The following is a 14,158-nucleotide window of genomic DNA, read 5'->3' on the forward strand; positions in this document are numbered from 1 at the left end:
CCCCGACGCATGTCCAGGGGTGGTCCCTCCCGGTAGTGCCTCGTGACGGGGCCTGTCTGTGTCCCGTTGTCCGGCACGGTGTTGCGTGGAGACCGCTTCCCACACCTGCCTGTTTTCCGGAAGACTCCTGGAAGTTTCGCGGTGGGCGTCGACGGAGGTGGGCAGTGGCAGCACGCGAGGACGGTGCCGGGGCTTCCGAGGTGCGGGGCAGGGTGACGATCACGGAGATCGCCCGGCGGGCCGGGGTCTCCGTGCCGACCGTGTCCCGGGTCGTCAACGGCCGGTCCGACGTGTCGCCGCAGACCCGGGCCCGGGTCGACGATCTGCTGCGCCGTCACGGTTACCGCAGACGCACCGCGGCCTCCGGCTCCCGGGCCGCCCTGCTCGACCTGGTCTTCAACGACCTCGACAGCCCCTGGGCGGTGGAGATCATCCGTGGCGTGGAGGAGGTCGCCCACGCGGCCGGGGTGGGCACCGTGGTGTCCGCCATCCACGGGCGCTCGGGGGACGCCCGCGAGTGGATGCGGAACCTGCGGGCGCGCGCCTCCGACGGTGTCGTCCTGGTCACCTCGGTCCTGGAGCCCGTGCTCCACCAGGAGTTGCGGATCCTCGGCGTGCCGCTGGTGGTCGTCGATCCCGCGGGCTCCCCCGCCCTGGAGGTGCCCACCATCGGTGCCGCCAACTGGTCGGGCGGCATGGCGGCCACCGAGCACCTGCTGGCGCTGGGCCACCGCAGGATCGGCCTGATCGCCGGGCCGCCCCGCCTGCTGTGTTCCCGGGCCCGGCTCGACGGCTACCGCGCGGCCCTGGAGGGCGCGGGAGTCACGGTGGACGGGTCCCTGATCCAGCCCGGCGACTTCCATCCGGAGTCCGGCTTCACCGGCTGCGACGCCCTCCTCGACCTGCCCGAGCCGCCGACCGCCGTGTTCGCGGCCAGCGACCAGATGGCACTCGGCGCGATCGAGGCGCTGCGACGGCGCGGGCTGCGCGTGCCGGAGGACATGAGCGTGGTCGGTTTCGACGACCTTCCGGAAGTCCGCTGGTCGGCTCCGCCGCTCACCACCGTCCGCCAGCCCCTCGCCGACATGGGCAAGCTCGCCGCCCGCACGGTCCTCCGCCTGACCCGCGACGAACAGCCGGACGCGGCACGGGTGGAGCTGGGCACGGAACTGGTGGTCCGGGCCAGCACGGCGCCCCCGGCCCAGGCGTAGGAGGGGGCAGGGAAGGGGGCGGGCCGACGCGAGCTGAGGGAGGCGGGACGGGTGATGGGGGCGCCCCGCCTCTGATGCGGGGCGACGCGCCTCGGGGCGGAGCAGACGACTGCCCGGCGCCGGACGCCGCGGACGCACTCGTACGGCCGTTTTCGCCACGGCCCCTCGGGCCCTCGGCACTGCGCTGGGCCGCGCGACGATCGTGGCCGGCCGTCCGGTCGGCGAAGGCGGGCCCCACTCGGCCGCCGACCGCGAGGCCGACCACCACACACGCAGCGCCGAGGGCGGCACCGACGCCGAGCGCGGCGCCCGACGAGCACAGTGGACGGCAGCCCGTTGTCGGGCGGCCCCGGCATACGCACGCCGCCCGCCACCGGCCCGAGCACGCGACACCGTCACCCGACCCGGCCACATCTGCCCCCATCACCCGAGGAGGCCGCCCCGCTCAGCGCGCCGCTACTTCCCGCCGAGCGCCTCACGGATCGCGAAGTACGCCGGCTTCGGGCGCAGTTGCTCGTCCCACGGGAGGGCCGCGCCCTCGCCGGGGAAGAACGCCGGGATCCAGGAGTACTTGTCGGTGTAGTCCCACAGCGTGATGCCCACGCACCGGCGCACCGCGAGGCAGGCCTCCGTCAGGTCGCGGTACCACTCGGCCTGCGTGGCCAGCTTCGCCTCGTCCGCGGGCAGTTGCATGCGGATGTCGACCTCGGTGAGGGCCGTGTCCAGGCCGAGCCGGGAGAAGCGGCGGAGGTTGTCCTCAAGGGTGGCCGGATAGCCGTACTGCAGGGCCAGGTGGGCCTGGAGCCCGATGCCGTGGAGCGGGACGCCCTGCGCCTTGAGCTCCTTGGCCAGCCGGTAGTAGGCGTCGCTCTTCGGGCCGATCGCCTCGATGTTGTAGTCGTTGAGGTACAGCTTCACTCGCGGGTCGGCCTGGTGCGCCCAGCGCAGCGCGTCGGCGATGTAGCCGGGGCCGAGCGTGTTGTAGAAGATCGTCTCCCGGTAGGTGCCGTCCTCGTTGAACGCCTCGTTGACGACGTCCCAGGCGAAGACCTTGCCGCGGTAGTGCCGTACCTCCGCCTGGATGTGCTTCTTCAGTACGGCCCTGAGCTCGGCGGCGGTCCACTGGCGGCTCGTGAGCCAGTCGGGCAGCTGGCTGTGCCAGACCAGGGTGTGACCGCGCACCTTCTGGTGGTTGGCGCGGGCGAGGTCGACGATCTCGTCGCCCTTGGACCAGTCGAAGACGCCCTGCTGGGGCTCGGTGGCGTACCACTTCATTCCGTTGCCGGGGGTGATCTGGTCGAACTCGCTGCCGAGCAGTGCCGTGTACGGGGCGTCGGTGAGCTCGGGGTTGTCGGTGGCGCTGCCGAAGTAGCGGCCGTGACGCTGGGCGAGGTCGGCCAGCGTCGTCGGCTTCTCACCCGCCTGGGCGGCCGGTCCCGTGGCGACACCGGCGGCCACCAGGACGCAGGCGAGCGCGCCGGCGAGTCTGAGCCGGGTGCGGGAGCGGATGGTCGTACGGATGGTGCGCATGGTGCGACTCCTCACGGTCGGGAAGGGGGTGAGCCGTACGTCCGCGGGCGCGTGTCATCCCTTGGTGGCGCCGGCTGTGAGGCCGCCGACGAGCTGGCGCTCGGCGACCGAGTAGAAGGCGAGTGCGGGGACCATGGCGAGGACCAGGTAGGCGAAGACCCGGGCGGTGTCCGTGGAGTACTGGCCCTGGTACTGCTGGACGCCGATGGGGATGGTCCACCAGGTGGATTCGGTGAAGACCAGCAGCGGCAGGAAGAAGTTGTTCCAGCTGGTGACGACGGCGAGGACCGACACCGTCCCGAGCGCGGGCCGCGCCATGGGCAGCAGTACCCGCCAGAAGAAGCCGAAGGGGCCGCAGCCGTCGAGGGTGGCCGCCTCCTCCAGCTCGCCGGGGATCTCCCGGAAGAAGCCGCGCAGGATGATGATCGTCATCGGCAGTCCGAAGGCGGCCTGCGGAAGGATCACGCCGAGCGGGTTGTCCAGCAGGCCCATGGAGCGCAGCAGCAGGAACAACGGAAGCGCGGCCACCGCGAAGGGGAACATCAGCCCCATCGTGAAGAGGGTGAAGAGCAACTCCCGCCCGCGGAAGGCGAACCGCGCGAAGGAGAACGCGGCGAGCGCGGAGACCGCGACGACGAGGACGGTGGTCACCACCGCGATCAGCGTGCTGTTGCCGACCATCCGCCAGAAGTCCCCCGAGCCGAGGACTCCGGAGTAGTTGCCGAACACCCACGGGTCGGGCAGCCCGACGGGGTTGCGGGAGAGCTGGTCGGTGGACTTGAAGCCGGACAGCACGGCGTACAGCAGCGGCACGGCCATCACGGCGCCGACGACGACGAGGACCACATGCAGGGGCAGGGTCCTCTTGCTGGACTTGGCCGTCACTTGGCGTCTCCCCTCATCGTCGTGGTGGCTCCTTCGAGGTCACGGCGGAGCACGAACCGCTGGTAGGCGAGGGCGAAGACGAGGCTGATGCCGAACATGGCCACGCTGATCGCGCTGGCGTAGCCGACCTGGTAGCGCTTGAAGCCGTACTGGAACATGGTCACGGCCATGGTCTCGGAGTGGTGGTCGGGACCGCCCTGGGTGACCACCCACACCAGGTCGAACAGCTGGATGGCCCCGATGACGGACAGGAAGACGCTGATGCGCAGGGTGGGCGCGAGCAGCGGCAGGGTCACGCTGCGGAAGCGCTGCCAGGGCCCGGCGCCGTCGATCAGCGCCGCCTCGGTCAACTCGGCCGGGATGGACTGCAGTCCGGCCAGGTAGAGCATCATGTGGAAGCCGAAGTACTTCCACGTCATGACCAGGAACAGGGTCGCCATGACGGTGGAGGGGTCGGCGAACCACTCCCCGCCCAGCCCGTCCAGCCCGACGCTGCCCAGGACATGGTCGGCGAGTCCGTCGTCCGGGGCGAAGATCATGCTGAACAGCACGCCGGTGATGGCCTCGGACAGCACGTACGGCGCGAAGAACAGCATCCGGTAGACCGCCCGCCCGCGCAGCTTCTGGTTGAGCAGGACGGCCATGGCGAGCGCGAACGGCAGCTGGAGTGCGAGGGAGAGGACGACCAGGACCAGGCAGCGCCACAGGTCGCCGAGGAAGACCGGGTCCTTCAGCAGCCGGGTGAAGTTGTCGCCGCCGATGTAGTCGGAGGGCATGCCGAAGCCGCCCCAGCGGAAGAAGGCGGCGTACAGCGCGAACAGCATCGGCAGCAGGACCAGCCCGATGAACAGCACCAGGGCGGGCACCTGGAAGCCGACCGCGGTGAGCCAGTGCAGCACGCGCCGCCGGGACCGCCCCCGGCCCGCCGCGGCGGGCGGGGGCGCGAGGTCGGTGTCGGGGCCGGTCCGCTTGTCCGGCAGGAACGTCGAGGTCATCGCGGGCTACTGCTCTTCCTTGGTGGTCTGCGTGATCGACGTGGTGACCTGCTCGGGAGACTTGGAGCCGGCGATCAGCGCGGCGACGCTGTCGTTGATCTCCTGGCCGACGGCGGGCGCGTAGGCCTGGTCGAGGTAGAGCTGGAAGCCGGTGGCGGCCCTCAACTGCTTCTGTACGGCCTTGAGGTTGGGGTCGGTGAGGGCGCTCTCGGCGGCCGGGACCACCGGCAGGACGCCGGTCTTCTTGACGAGTTCGACGTCCGTGGTCTCGGAGGCGAAGAACTTCAGGAAGTCGACGGCCGCCTGCGGGGCGCCGCTGCGCACGGCGTGCCCGCCGCCCCCGCCGAACACCTCGGTGATGGCGCCCTTGCCGCCCTCGACCGCCGGGAACGGGAAGAAGCCGAGGTCCTTGCCGAGGCCCTTGCCCGCGTCGGCTTCCACGACCGGCGCCCACTGGCCCATGAGTTCCATCGCGGCCTTGCCGTTGCCGACGGCGGCGGCCTGGCCGGTGGGGGTGGAGTAGGCGGCGCCGAGGAACCCCTTCTGGAAGGGCTGGAGATCGACCAGTTCCTTGAGGTGCTCCCCCGCCTCCACGAAGGCGGCCCCCGTGAAGTCCTTGGCGTCGTAAGCCTTCTGCAGGGCCTCGGCACCGGCGGTGCGCATCGCGAGGTAGGCCCAGTAGTACATGCCGGGCCACTTCTCCTTGCCGGCCAGGGCGAGCGGCGTGATGCTCTCGGCCTTCAGCTTGCGTACGGCGTCGAGGAAGCCGCTCCAGGTGGTCGGGGGCGTGCTGATGCCGGCCTGCCGGAAGAGCGCCTTGTTGTACCAGAAGCCGATCATGCCGATGTCGAACGGGATGCCGTACACCTTGTCGTCGAGGAGGTACGGCTCCTTCGCGACCGACAGCAGACCCCCGGACCACTCCTTGGTTCTCTCCGTGAGATCCTCGACGAGCCCGGCGTCGACCTGCTGCTTGAGTACGCCGCCGCCCCAGGTGTGGAAGACGTCCGGCAGCTTCCCGGAGGCGGTCAGCGCGGTCATCTTCGACTTGTAGGCGTCGTTCTCCAGCTGGACGATCTTTACCTTGACCTTGGGGTTCTGGGCTTCGAACTTCTTCGCGAGAGCCGCCCAGACAGTCTTCGCCGGCTCGGTGGTGGAGATGTTCCACCATTCGATCGTGGTCGTCCCCGACGACCCTCCGTCCGAATCTCCGCCGCATCCGCTCAGTGCCGTCATGCCCAGACCGGCCGCGGCGGAGGCCGCCAGGAAGCCGCGGCGGGACAGTGCCGGGTCGCCCATCATGCGCTCCTTGGGTACAGGACGGCGCGTCCACGCCCGTCCGATGGACCGAAAGTTTCGTAATTCTTTATGAAAGCTGCGTTGCTGCCGCACCCTAGAGACACTTTCCGAACGGTGGCAACCCCCTGTACGCGGTGAATCTCTAGCCATCGTCCGCCGCACTCGGGATAATGGGTCGCCGCACGCCTCCTGATCGGCAGTCGGCGAGGGTAGGGTGCGCGAAACATTCGGATCTCCGGCCGAACGTTACGCCGCCGCACCCCGCACGCCGGCAGCAGTTCCGTGCGGACCGGCCTCCCGCAGGGCGGCAACGGCCGTGCCGGGGAGCCGGGACTGCGTCAACAACCGCCGAATACCCGCAGAGTTGCGTCAAGAGGTCTTGCCCCGGTGCCCGAAGTCCCTACCGTCAGCACCATGGGGCGCCCCGACGACGTGCGACGCGAGCCGGCCGGCACCTGGCCGTGGCAACCGGGCGTGGCGGTGTACGACCGCCGCTGGGTGAAGGACGTGCGCAGTTCCGCCCGCTGCGCGGCCGCTCTCCTCGTACTGCTCCTGGTCACCGACTGGGGCGGGGGCGAGTTCGCCGCCTGGCACAGCGCGCTCTGGCTGGGCCTCGCGGCACTGCTCTTCGGCGTCCTCTGTCCGCCCCGGATCCGCGCCGGCCGGGGCTGGCTGGCCTCCCGTGGACTGCTGCGCGAACGACGGGTCCGTACCGACCTGCTGGAGTCCGTGCACTGCCTGGACGGGGTGGAGCAACGGCTGGTGCTGCGGGACGTGTTCGGCGGTCGGGTCGAGATCGACCCTCAGGTCCTTCTGGACAACCCGGACTTGTGGCACCGCCTGGCCGAGGACGCCCGCAGCTCCGCGGCCCGCGGTTCGCTCACCTGCGGTACGCCGGAGTTGCGCCGCGTCTCGGAGCGGATCGAGCGCGAGACCGCGTTGACCGTGCTCAGGCTGTCGGGGATGGAGTGAAAACAGCGGCGGTGATTCGGCGCCGCGCCGGTCCCGGGAGCCGAGGGCCACGCCATACGCCATGACGCTGGGTACCCACCCCTGGCCGACATGCGCCACCCCCTCCGTACGCCCCGATCGGGTGCTCGACCGGGCCTCCATCTCGGCTCTCGATGGTCCGTCGACGTCCGTCGGCCCAGTCTTAACGGAAGCTTGACGCGCTCACCCCCCTCATCCGTGGGCCCACGCGTCACTCTCCGCTTACGCTGAACCCGCCGTCCGCGTGATGGCCGGAACCGCAAGCTGAGCCGCACATCAGGAGCACACCGATGGCCACCACAGAGCAGCAGCCAGCCGGCCGACTGCGCGCCTGGATGCTGGAGGGGCTGTCCGACATGGGCAGGAGCGGCGGCCATCAGGGGCCGCACGCCGAGCCCGAGCCCGCCCACAAGGGCCAGCCTTGGTGGCGGGTCATGTGTCTCACCGGCGTCGACTACTTCTCGACGCTCGGCTACCAGCCGGGCATCGCGGCCCTCGCCGCCGGTCTGCTGTCACCCATCGCGACGATCGTGCTGGTGCTCGTCACTCTGGCGGGCGCCCTGCCCGTGTACCGGCGGGTGGCGGAGGAGAGCCCCCACGGTGAGGGCTCGATCGCGATGCTGGAACGACTGCTCTCCTTCTGGCAGGGCAAGCTGTTCGTGCTGACCCTGCTCGGCTTCGCCGCCACCGACTTCCTGATCACCATCACCCTGTCGGCGGCGGACGCCTCGACCCATCTCATCGAGAACCCCCATCTGACCGGCGCCCTGCACGACAAGCAGATGCTCATCACCCTGCTCCTCGTCGCCCTGCTCGGCGCGGTGTTCCTCAAGGGCTTCCTGGAGGCGATCGGCGTGGCGGTCGCCCTGGTGGGCGGCTATCTCGCGCTGAACGCCGTAGTCGTGGTGGTCGGCCTGTGGCACGTCGTCACCGCGGGCCACGTCGTCACCGACTGGTCGAGCGCCCTGACCACGGAACACGGCAACGTCTTCGTCATGATCGGTGTGGCCCTGGTCGTCTTCCCCAAGCTCGCCCTCGGCCTTTCCGGCTTCGAGACCGGCGTCGCCGTGATGCCGCACGTCAAGGGCGACCCGGGCGACACCGACGAGCGGCCGGTCGGCCGCATCCGGGACACGAAGAAGCTGCTGACCGCGGCCGCCGTGATCATGAGCGTGTTCCTGATCACCACCAGCTTCATCACCACGCTCCTCATTCCCGAGAAGGAGTTCGAGTCGGGAGGCAATGCCAACGGGCGCGCGCTGGCATATCTGGCGCACGACTACCTGGGCAGTGTCTTCGGCACGGTGTACGACATCTCGACGATCGCCATCCTGTGGTTCGCCGGCGCCTCCGCGATGGCCGGCCTGCTCAACCTGATGCCGCGTTACCTCCCCCGCTACGGCATGGCCCCGCACTGGGCGCGCGCGGTACGGCCCATGGTCATCGTCTTCACCCTGATCGCTTTTCTGGTCACCTGGATCTTCGACGCGGACGTCGACGCCCAGGGCGGCGCGTACGCCACCGGTGTGCTGGTGCTGATCAGCTCCGCCGCGATCGCGGTGACCATCGCCGCCCGCAAGGCGCGGCAGCGGAACTGGACCATCGGATTCGCCGTGATATCGGCGGTGTTCCTCTACACGACGGTCGTGAACGTCATCGAGCGTCCGGACGGTGTGAAGATCGGCGCCTGCTTCATCGCCGGCATCATTCTGGTCTCCCTGCTGTCCCGGCTGGCCCGCGCCTTCGAGCTGCGCGTGACCAGCGTGACGCTGGACGACATGGCGGAGCGGTTCATCCGGGACATGGCCAGCCGGAAGATGCGGTTCATCGCCAACGAACCCGACCAGCGGGACAAGGCCGAGTACCGCGACAAGATCGAGCAGATACAGAACGACAACGACCTCCCCGGCGAGGACTTCGTCTTCCTCGAAGTCACGGTCGTCGACCCCTCCGAGTTCGAGGCGGGCCTGACGGTGCGCGGCGAGGTCCTGCACGACCGCTACCGCGTCCTGACGCTGGAGTCCTCCTCGATACCGAACGCCCTGGCCGCCCTGCTGCTCCACGTCCGTGACACGACCGGCCGCATCCCGCACATCTACTTCGAGTGGACCGAGGGCAACCCCTTCTCCAACTTCCTGCGCTTCTTCCTGTTCGGTCAGGGCGAGGTCGCCCCGGTCACCCGAGAGGTACTGCGCGAGGCAGAACCAGACCGGGAGCGACGGCCTCGGGTCCATACCGGGTGAGAGCGGGTCTTCCAGGCGCACCGGGTGAGAGCGGGGCGGGCACAGCGGCTGAGGACCGGCAGGACACACCGGGCACACCGGGCGTGAGCCGGTCGGGACCCGGCGGCCTACCGGGGCCCAGCGGCCGGCCGGACACACCGGTCGAGCACGGGCCGTGGGGCACAAGCCGTGAACGGGCATCACATCCACACCCGGCGAGCACCTGAACGCCCGGAGCAGACTCGGCGGCACAGGGCACAGGCCTCGCACCGTGAGCACCAGCTCGCCGTGCCCGGCCCTCGCTTTCCCCCTACGCCTTCCTGCCGAACACGCGCCGCGACGGCTGCCGCACCACGACCTTCCCGAAGCTGATCTCCCCCGTGATCTCCACGCGCAGCACCACCGGCACATCAGCACCGCCGGTGTGACGCGTCTTGGTCGTGGCGTAGTGCGTCACCAGGGAGTCGGTGTCCACCACGATGCCGGGCCTGGTCACCAGCTTCAGCGCGCCGCCCCGTATGTCGAGATCGAGGTGGAGGGTGTCGCACACGATCACCGCCCGTGTGAAGTCGAGCGTCACCTCGCCCCACGCGGACTGGATCTCCATCCGCCGCGGCACCACCCAGTCCCCGTCACGCCGCGTCGATGCGCCCTCCTGCTCGATCCGGACGACTTCCTTGGCCTCGACCGGGTCCCCACCGAGCACCGTCGGCAGGTCCGCCGTCAGCACGGCCAGCTCCCCCATCGTGCGCGCGGACAGGGCGGCCTCCACCCGTCCGTCGAGTTCCTCGGCGGTCAGCCGGCCATCTGCCGCCGCAGCGCTGAGCACATCGACGACGCGGTCCCGGTCCGCGTGAGAGGCCCGCAGCTCGGTCGGCTCAGCGGTGCGAAAGAAGTCCCCGGACATGCTCCACCCCGATCCCCCCGGGCGATCTCTCCCGGGCTCACCCGCTCGACAAAACTAACGCTATATCGCGTTATACCCAACGGCCAACCCCACGTCCACAGTTCCCCGGTCGTCCCCCTATCGTGACCGGCATGCAGTCCTACACGATCGGCCAGGCGGCGCGGCTGCTCGGCGTCAGCCCGGACACCGCCCGACGCTGGGCGGACGCGGGCCGGATCACCACCCACCGCGACGAGAACGGGCGGCGCCTCATCGACGGACGGGACCTGGCCGCCTTCTCGGTGCAGCTCGCGCGGTCCGGCGGCGAGGAGGGCGCCGCCCCGTACACCTCGGCCCGCAACGCCTTCCCTGGAATCGTCACCGCGATCAAACTCGGCGACGTCGCCGCCCAGGTCGAGATCCAGGCCGGCCCGCACCGGCTGGTCTCCCTGCTGACCCGCGAGGCCGTCGAGGAGCTGGGCCTGGAGGTCGGCATGGAGGCCACCGCCCGCGTGAAGTCGACAAACGTACACATCGACAGGGTCTGACACGCGCCACCCATTCCGTCGACACGCACATGCCAGCTCACTCGCCATGTGAGCGGGCTCATGCGATGCAACAGCACACTTACACCTCGCACCTGCGGAAGTATGATCGGCGCATGGGAGAAGTCCGTCACGCTCTTCCACCGGACCCCAGAGGAGTGGCCTCGTGATGACCCGTTCCGCACGCCGGACCCGCCGGACCCTGCAGATGGCCGGCGCGGGAGCCGCCGCGTTGCTGACCCTGAGCGCCTGCTCCTCCTCCGACCCGGGTTCCGACTCCGCGAAGACCGGTCCCTCGTCCTCGGCGTCACCGCGACTCTCCGGCACGGTCACCGTCTTCGCCGCCGCCTCGCTCAAGGAGAGCTTCACTACGCTCGGCAAGCAGTTCGAGAAGGAGCACCCGGGCACCAAGGTCACCTTCAACTTCGGTGGCAGTGACACCCTCGCAGCGAGCATCACGAACGGCGCCCCGGCGGACGTGTTCGCCGCCGCCAGCGCCAAGACGATGAAGATCGTCACGGGCCGGGGCGACGCGGTCGGCCCGCCCGCCACCTTCGTCCGCAACCAGCTGGAGATCGCCACGCTGCCGGGCAACCCCGACAAGATCTCCTCCCTCAAGGACCTCACCAGGTCGGGTCTGAAGGCCGTCCTGTGCGACAGGACGGTGCCCTGCGGCGCCGCCGCGCAGACCGCCCTGAAGGCCGGCGGCCTCAGGCTCACGCCGGTGTCGTACGAGCAGGACGTCAAGAGCGCGCTGACGAAGGTCGAGCTGAACGAGGCCGACGCGGCCGTCGTCTACAGGACCGACGTGAGGGCGGCGGGCGGCAGGGTGCGGGGCGTGGAGTTCCCCGAGTCGGCCAAGGCCGTCAACGACTACCCGATCGCCCTGCTCAAGGACGCGCCCAACGCCGATGCGGCGAAGGCCTTCATCGAGCTGGTGAAGTCCGCAGAAGGCCAGAAGGTGCTGACCGAAGCCGGGTTCCTCAAGCCGTGAGCCGCCCCGCCGAAGCCGTGCCGCCTCCCGACACGCTGGAGGGCGGATCGCGGCGCGGCCGTGCCCGGGCAGGCGGTGCCCGCGGAGTCCCGCTGCCCCTGCTGGTGCCCGCCCTCGTGGGCCTGGCGTTCCTCCTGCTCCCCCTGATCTCCCTGCTCGTAAGAGCCCCCTGGCGCAGCCTCCCGGAGCAGCTGACCAGCGCCGAGGTCTGGGAGGCACTCCGCCTCTCCCTCGTCTGCGCCACGGCGGCGACCGCGCTGAGCCTGGTCATCGGCGTCCCGCTGGCCTGGCTGCTGGCCCGCACCGACTTCCCCGGCCGCGGCTTCGTCCGCGCCCTGGTGACGCTGCCGCTCGTCCTGCCCCCGGTGGTCGGCGGCGTGGCCCTCCTGCTCGCCTTCGGCCGCAACGGCGTGGTCGGGCAGTGGCTGGACTCCTGGTTCGGGATCACGCTGCCGTTCACGACAACCGGCGTCGTCCTCGCCGAGACCTTCGTGGCGATGCCGTTCCTGGTCATCAGCGTGGAGGGCACGCTACGGGCCGCCGACCCGCGCTACGAGGAGGCGGCCACGACCCTGGGCGCCTCCCGCTTCACCGCGTTCCGCCGGGTCACCCTGCCGCTGATCGCCCCGGGCGTCGCCGCGGGCTCCGTCCTGGCGTGGGCCCGGGCCCTCGGCGAGTTCGGGGCGACGATCACCTTCGCGGGCAACTTCCCCGGCCGTACGCAGACCATGCCGCTGGCCGTCTACCTGGCCCTGCAGAACGACCCGGCGGCGGCGATCGCCCTCAGCCTGGTACTGCTGGCGGTCTCGATCGCCGTACTGGCAGGCCTGCGAGACCGCTGGATGACACCATCATGACCCCCGCACCACCCGCACTCGCCGACGGCGCCGAACCACCCCGGCCGGAGGCCGGGCGCCCCCTCCCTTCCCGCACCCACACCCACACGTTCGCCCCCGCGTCCCCCGCGTCCCAGGACACCCCCTCATGACCGACCCCGCCGCCACGACAACAACCGCCGCCCCACCCTCCAACGGCTCCCGCGGTGAGGGCCTCGACGCCCACCTCGTCATCGACCGCGGCGCCTTCCGCCTCGACGTCACCCTCACCGCCGCCCCCGGCGACGTCGTCGCCCTGCTCGGCCCCAACGGCGCCGGCAAGACCACCGCCCTGCGCGCGCTCGCCGGCCTCGCCCCGCTCACCGGCGGCCACCTCCGACTCGACGGAGCGAGACTGGAACGTACGCCCCCGGAGTCCCGCCCGGTCGGCGTCGTCTTCCAGGACTACCTGCTCTTCCCCCACCTGTCCGCCCTGGACAACGTGGCCTTCGGCCCGCGCTGCCATGGCGCCACCAAGGCCGAGGCCCGCGCTCAGGCCGCCACGTGGCTGGACCGCATGGGCCTGGCCGACCACGCCGGCGCCAAGCCCCGACGCCTCTCCGGCGGACAGGCCCAGCGCGTCGCCCTGGCCCGCGCCCTCGCCACCCACCCGCGGCTGCTGCTCCTCGACGAACCCCTCGCCGCTCTCGACGCCCGCACCCGTCTGGAGGTACGCGCCCAGCTCCGCCGCCACCTGTCCGACTTCGAGGCCGTCGCCGTCCTGGTGACGCACGACCCGCTCGACGCCATGGTGCTGGCGGACCGCCTGGTCGTCGTCGAGCACGGCCGGGTCGTCCAGGAGGGGACCCCGTCCGACATCGCCCGCCACCCGCGCACGGACTACATCGCGCAACTCGTCGGCCTGAACCTCTACCGGGGACAGGCCGACGGCCACACCGTCCACCTCGACACGGGCCCCGCCATCACCACCACCGAGCGCCTCTCCGGGCCGGTCTTCGTGGCGTTCCCCCCAGGCGCGGTCACCCTTCACCGGGACCGGCCCACCGGCTCCAGCGCCCGTAACCTCTGGCACTGCGAGGTCGCCGGTCTGGAGACCCACGGCGACCAGATCCGCGCCGGCCTCACCGGCGACATCCCCCTCGCCGCCGACCTCACCACGGTCGCCGCGGCCGAGCTGGACCTGCACCCGGGCGCCCAGGTCTGGGCGACAGTCAAAGCGGCGCAGACCCACGCATACCCGGCCTGAAGCGCCTCTCAGGGCTACGGTGGGTCGAGACCACGCCCCCCACTGTCTGCGAGGCGCCCTCCATGAGCCTGAGCATCCGCAACCAGCTCCCCGGCACGGTCACCGACGTCACCACCGGCGAGGTCATGGCCACGGTCAAGGTCCGTCTGACCGGCGGCCGGCACCTCACCGCGGTGATCACCCTGGAGGCCGCCCAGGACCTCGCCCTCACCACCGGCACCGCCGTACGCGCCCTGGTGAAGTCGACGGAGGTGTCCCTCGCCACAGGCCGGACCGACGGCCTCTCCATCCGCAACCAGCTCCCCGGCACGGTCACCGACGTCACCACCGGCGGCGCCATGGCATCGGTCAAGATCTCGGTGGACGGCGGCGACCTGACGGCGGCGATCACCAAGGAGGCCGTCACCGACCTCGCTCTGACAGCCGGCTCACCCGTCGTCGCACTGATCAAGTCGACGGAGGTCTCCCTGGCGACGCCGTGACACAGAAAGGGCTCCGCCCGGAAGCGGAGCCCTTTCC

13 protein-coding genes are annotated in these 14,158 nt (G+C 70.7%); 8 read left to right on the top strand and 5 right to left on the bottom strand.

Translation table 11 applies throughout. The annotated features are described in order from the left end of the window. The first annotated feature begins 164 nt into the window (after nucleotides 1-164). Nucleotides 165-1,211: a LacI family DNA-binding transcriptional regulator gene (locus NW895_RS36045; RefSeq protein WP_289941089.1), complete on the top strand. Its 1,047-nt coding sequence runs from the start codon at nucleotides 165-167 to the stop codon at nucleotides 1,209-1,211. 456 nt (nucleotides 1,212-1,667) lie between these two features. Here the strand turns inward: NW895_RS36045 and NW895_RS36050 are convergent, their stop codons facing one another. Genes NW895_RS36050 through NW895_RS36065 form a run of 4 tightly spaced genes read right to left on the bottom strand, consistent with a single transcriptional unit; the run spans nucleotide 1,668 to nucleotide 5,920 of the window. After that, complete coding sequence (locus tag NW895_RS36050) at nucleotides 1,668-2,741, bottom strand: endo-1,4-beta-xylanase (RefSeq protein ID WP_289941090.1); 1,074 nt, start codon at nucleotides 2,739-2,741, stop codon at nucleotides 1,668-1,670. A gap of 54 nt (nucleotides 2,742-2,795) precedes the next feature. Next, on the bottom strand, nucleotides 2,796-3,626 hold the full coding sequence (locus NW895_RS36055) for a carbohydrate ABC transporter permease (RefSeq protein WP_289941091.1): 831 nt from the start codon (nucleotides 3,624-3,626) through the stop codon (nucleotides 2,796-2,798). Beyond that, nucleotides 3,623-4,621, bottom strand: a complete 999-nt coding sequence (locus tag NW895_RS36060; RefSeq protein WP_289941092.1) for a sugar ABC transporter permease — start codon at nucleotides 4,619-4,621, stop codon at nucleotides 3,623-3,625. Before NW895_RS36060 ends, NW895_RS36055 begins: the two co-directional genes overlap by 4 nt. 6 nt (nucleotides 4,622-4,627) lie before the next feature. Further along, nucleotides 4,628-5,920 carry an extracellular solute-binding protein gene (locus NW895_RS36065; RefSeq protein WP_289941093.1) on the bottom strand — a complete coding sequence of 431 codons (1,293 nt, stop codon included), beginning with the start codon at nucleotides 5,918-5,920 and terminating at the stop codon, nucleotides 4,628-4,630. Nucleotides 5,921-6,334: 414 nt separating this feature from the next. Here NW895_RS36065 and NW895_RS36070 point away from each other — a divergent pair, with 414 nt between their 5' ends. Beyond that, complete coding sequence (locus tag NW895_RS36070; protein WP_289941094.1) at nucleotides 6,335-6,892, top strand: hypothetical protein; 558 nt, start codon at nucleotides 6,335-6,337, stop codon at nucleotides 6,890-6,892. A gap of 308 nt (nucleotides 6,893-7,200) precedes the next feature. Further along, entirely contained in the window at nucleotides 7,201-9,153 is a 1,953-nt protein-coding gene (locus NW895_RS36075; RefSeq protein WP_289941095.1) for an amino acid transporter, read from the top strand. 289 nt (nucleotides 9,154-9,442) lie between these two features. On the opposite strand, the gene NW895_RS36080 is transcribed toward NW895_RS36075, so the two are convergent. Further along, nucleotides 9,443-10,039, bottom strand: a complete 597-nt coding sequence (locus NW895_RS36080) for a DUF1707 domain-containing protein (RefSeq protein ID WP_289941096.1) — start codon at nucleotides 10,037-10,039, stop codon at nucleotides 9,443-9,445. A gap of 131 nt (nucleotides 10,040-10,170) precedes the next feature. On the opposite strand from NW895_RS36080, the gene NW895_RS36085 reads away from it, so the two are divergent. The 5 genes from NW895_RS36085 to NW895_RS36105 all read left to right on the top strand — a co-directional run bounded on the left by NW895_RS36085 (nucleotide 10,171) and on the right by NW895_RS36105 (nucleotide 14,121). Next, a complete protein-coding gene (locus NW895_RS36085) occupies nucleotides 10,171-10,566 on the top strand; it encodes a helix-turn-helix transcriptional regulator (protein WP_289941097.1) in 396 nt (131 codons plus the stop codon). A 166-nt stretch (nucleotides 10,567-10,732) separates the two neighbouring features. Continuing rightward, nucleotides 10,733-11,557 carry a molybdate ABC transporter substrate-binding protein gene (gene modA / locus NW895_RS36090; RefSeq protein WP_289941098.1) on the top strand — a complete coding sequence of 275 codons (825 nt, stop codon included), beginning with the start codon at nucleotides 10,733-10,735 and terminating at the stop codon, nucleotides 11,555-11,557. Nucleotides 11,558-11,592: 35 nt separating this feature from the next. Further along, nucleotides 11,593-12,414 (top strand): ABC transporter permease, encoded by an 822-nt coding sequence (locus NW895_RS36095; protein ID WP_289941121.1) that lies wholly within the window; start codon nucleotides 11,593-11,595, stop codon nucleotides 12,412-12,414. Nucleotides 12,415-12,541: 127 nt separating this feature from the next. Further along, complete coding sequence (locus NW895_RS36100) at nucleotides 12,542-13,639, top strand: ABC transporter ATP-binding protein (protein ID WP_289941099.1); 1,098 nt, start codon at nucleotides 12,542-12,544, stop codon at nucleotides 13,637-13,639. 62 nt (nucleotides 13,640-13,701) lie between these two features. Next, entirely contained in the window at nucleotides 13,702-14,121 is a 420-nt protein-coding gene (locus NW895_RS36105) for a TOBE domain-containing protein (protein ID WP_289941100.1), read from the top strand. Nucleotides 14,122-14,158 lie beyond the last annotated feature (37 nt).

Origin of the sequence: Streptomyces sp. S.PNR 29, from assembly GCF_030386795.1 — a bacterium.
Lineage (GTDB): Bacteria > Actinomycetota > Actinomycetes > Streptomycetales > Streptomycetaceae > Streptomyces.

What these genes read in the sequence shown, in the direction of transcription:
- NW895_RS36050 (WP_289941090.1), bottom strand. Translation starts at nt 2,741, where the DNA reads ATGCGCACCATCCGTACGACCATCCGCTCCCGCACCCGGCTCAGACTC.
- NW895_RS36065 (WP_289941093.1), bottom strand. Translation starts at nt 5,920, where the DNA reads ATGGGCGACCCGGCACTGTCCCGCCGCGGCTTCCTGGCGGCCTCCGCC.
- modA (WP_289941098.1), top strand. Translation starts at nt 10,733, where the DNA reads ATGACCCGTTCCGCACGCCGGACCCGCCGGACCCTGCAGATGGCCGGC.
- NW895_RS36080 (WP_289941096.1), bottom strand. Translation starts at nt 10,039, where the DNA reads ATGTCCGGGGACTTCTTTCGCACCGCTGAGCCGACCGAGCTGCGGGCC.
- NW895_RS36100 (WP_289941099.1), top strand. Translation starts at nt 12,542, where the DNA reads ATGACCGACCCCGCCGCCACGACAACAACCGCCGCCCCACCCTCCAAC.
- NW895_RS36085 (WP_289941097.1), top strand. Translation starts at nt 10,171, where the DNA reads ATGCAGTCCTACACGATCGGCCAGGCGGCGCGGCTGCTCGGCGTCAGC.
- NW895_RS36105 (WP_289941100.1), top strand. Translation starts at nt 13,702, where the DNA reads ATGAGCCTGAGCATCCGCAACCAGCTCCCCGGCACGGTCACCGACGTC.
- NW895_RS36060 (WP_289941092.1), bottom strand. Translation starts at nt 4,621, where the DNA reads ATGACCTCGACGTTCCTGCCGGACAAGCGGACCGGCCCCGACACCGAC.
- NW895_RS36070 (WP_289941094.1), top strand. Translation starts at nt 6,335, where the DNA reads ATGGGGCGCCCCGACGACGTGCGACGCGAGCCGGCCGGCACCTGGCCG.
- NW895_RS36075 (WP_289941095.1), top strand. Translation starts at nt 7,201, where the DNA reads ATGGCCACCACAGAGCAGCAGCCAGCCGGCCGACTGCGCGCCTGGATG.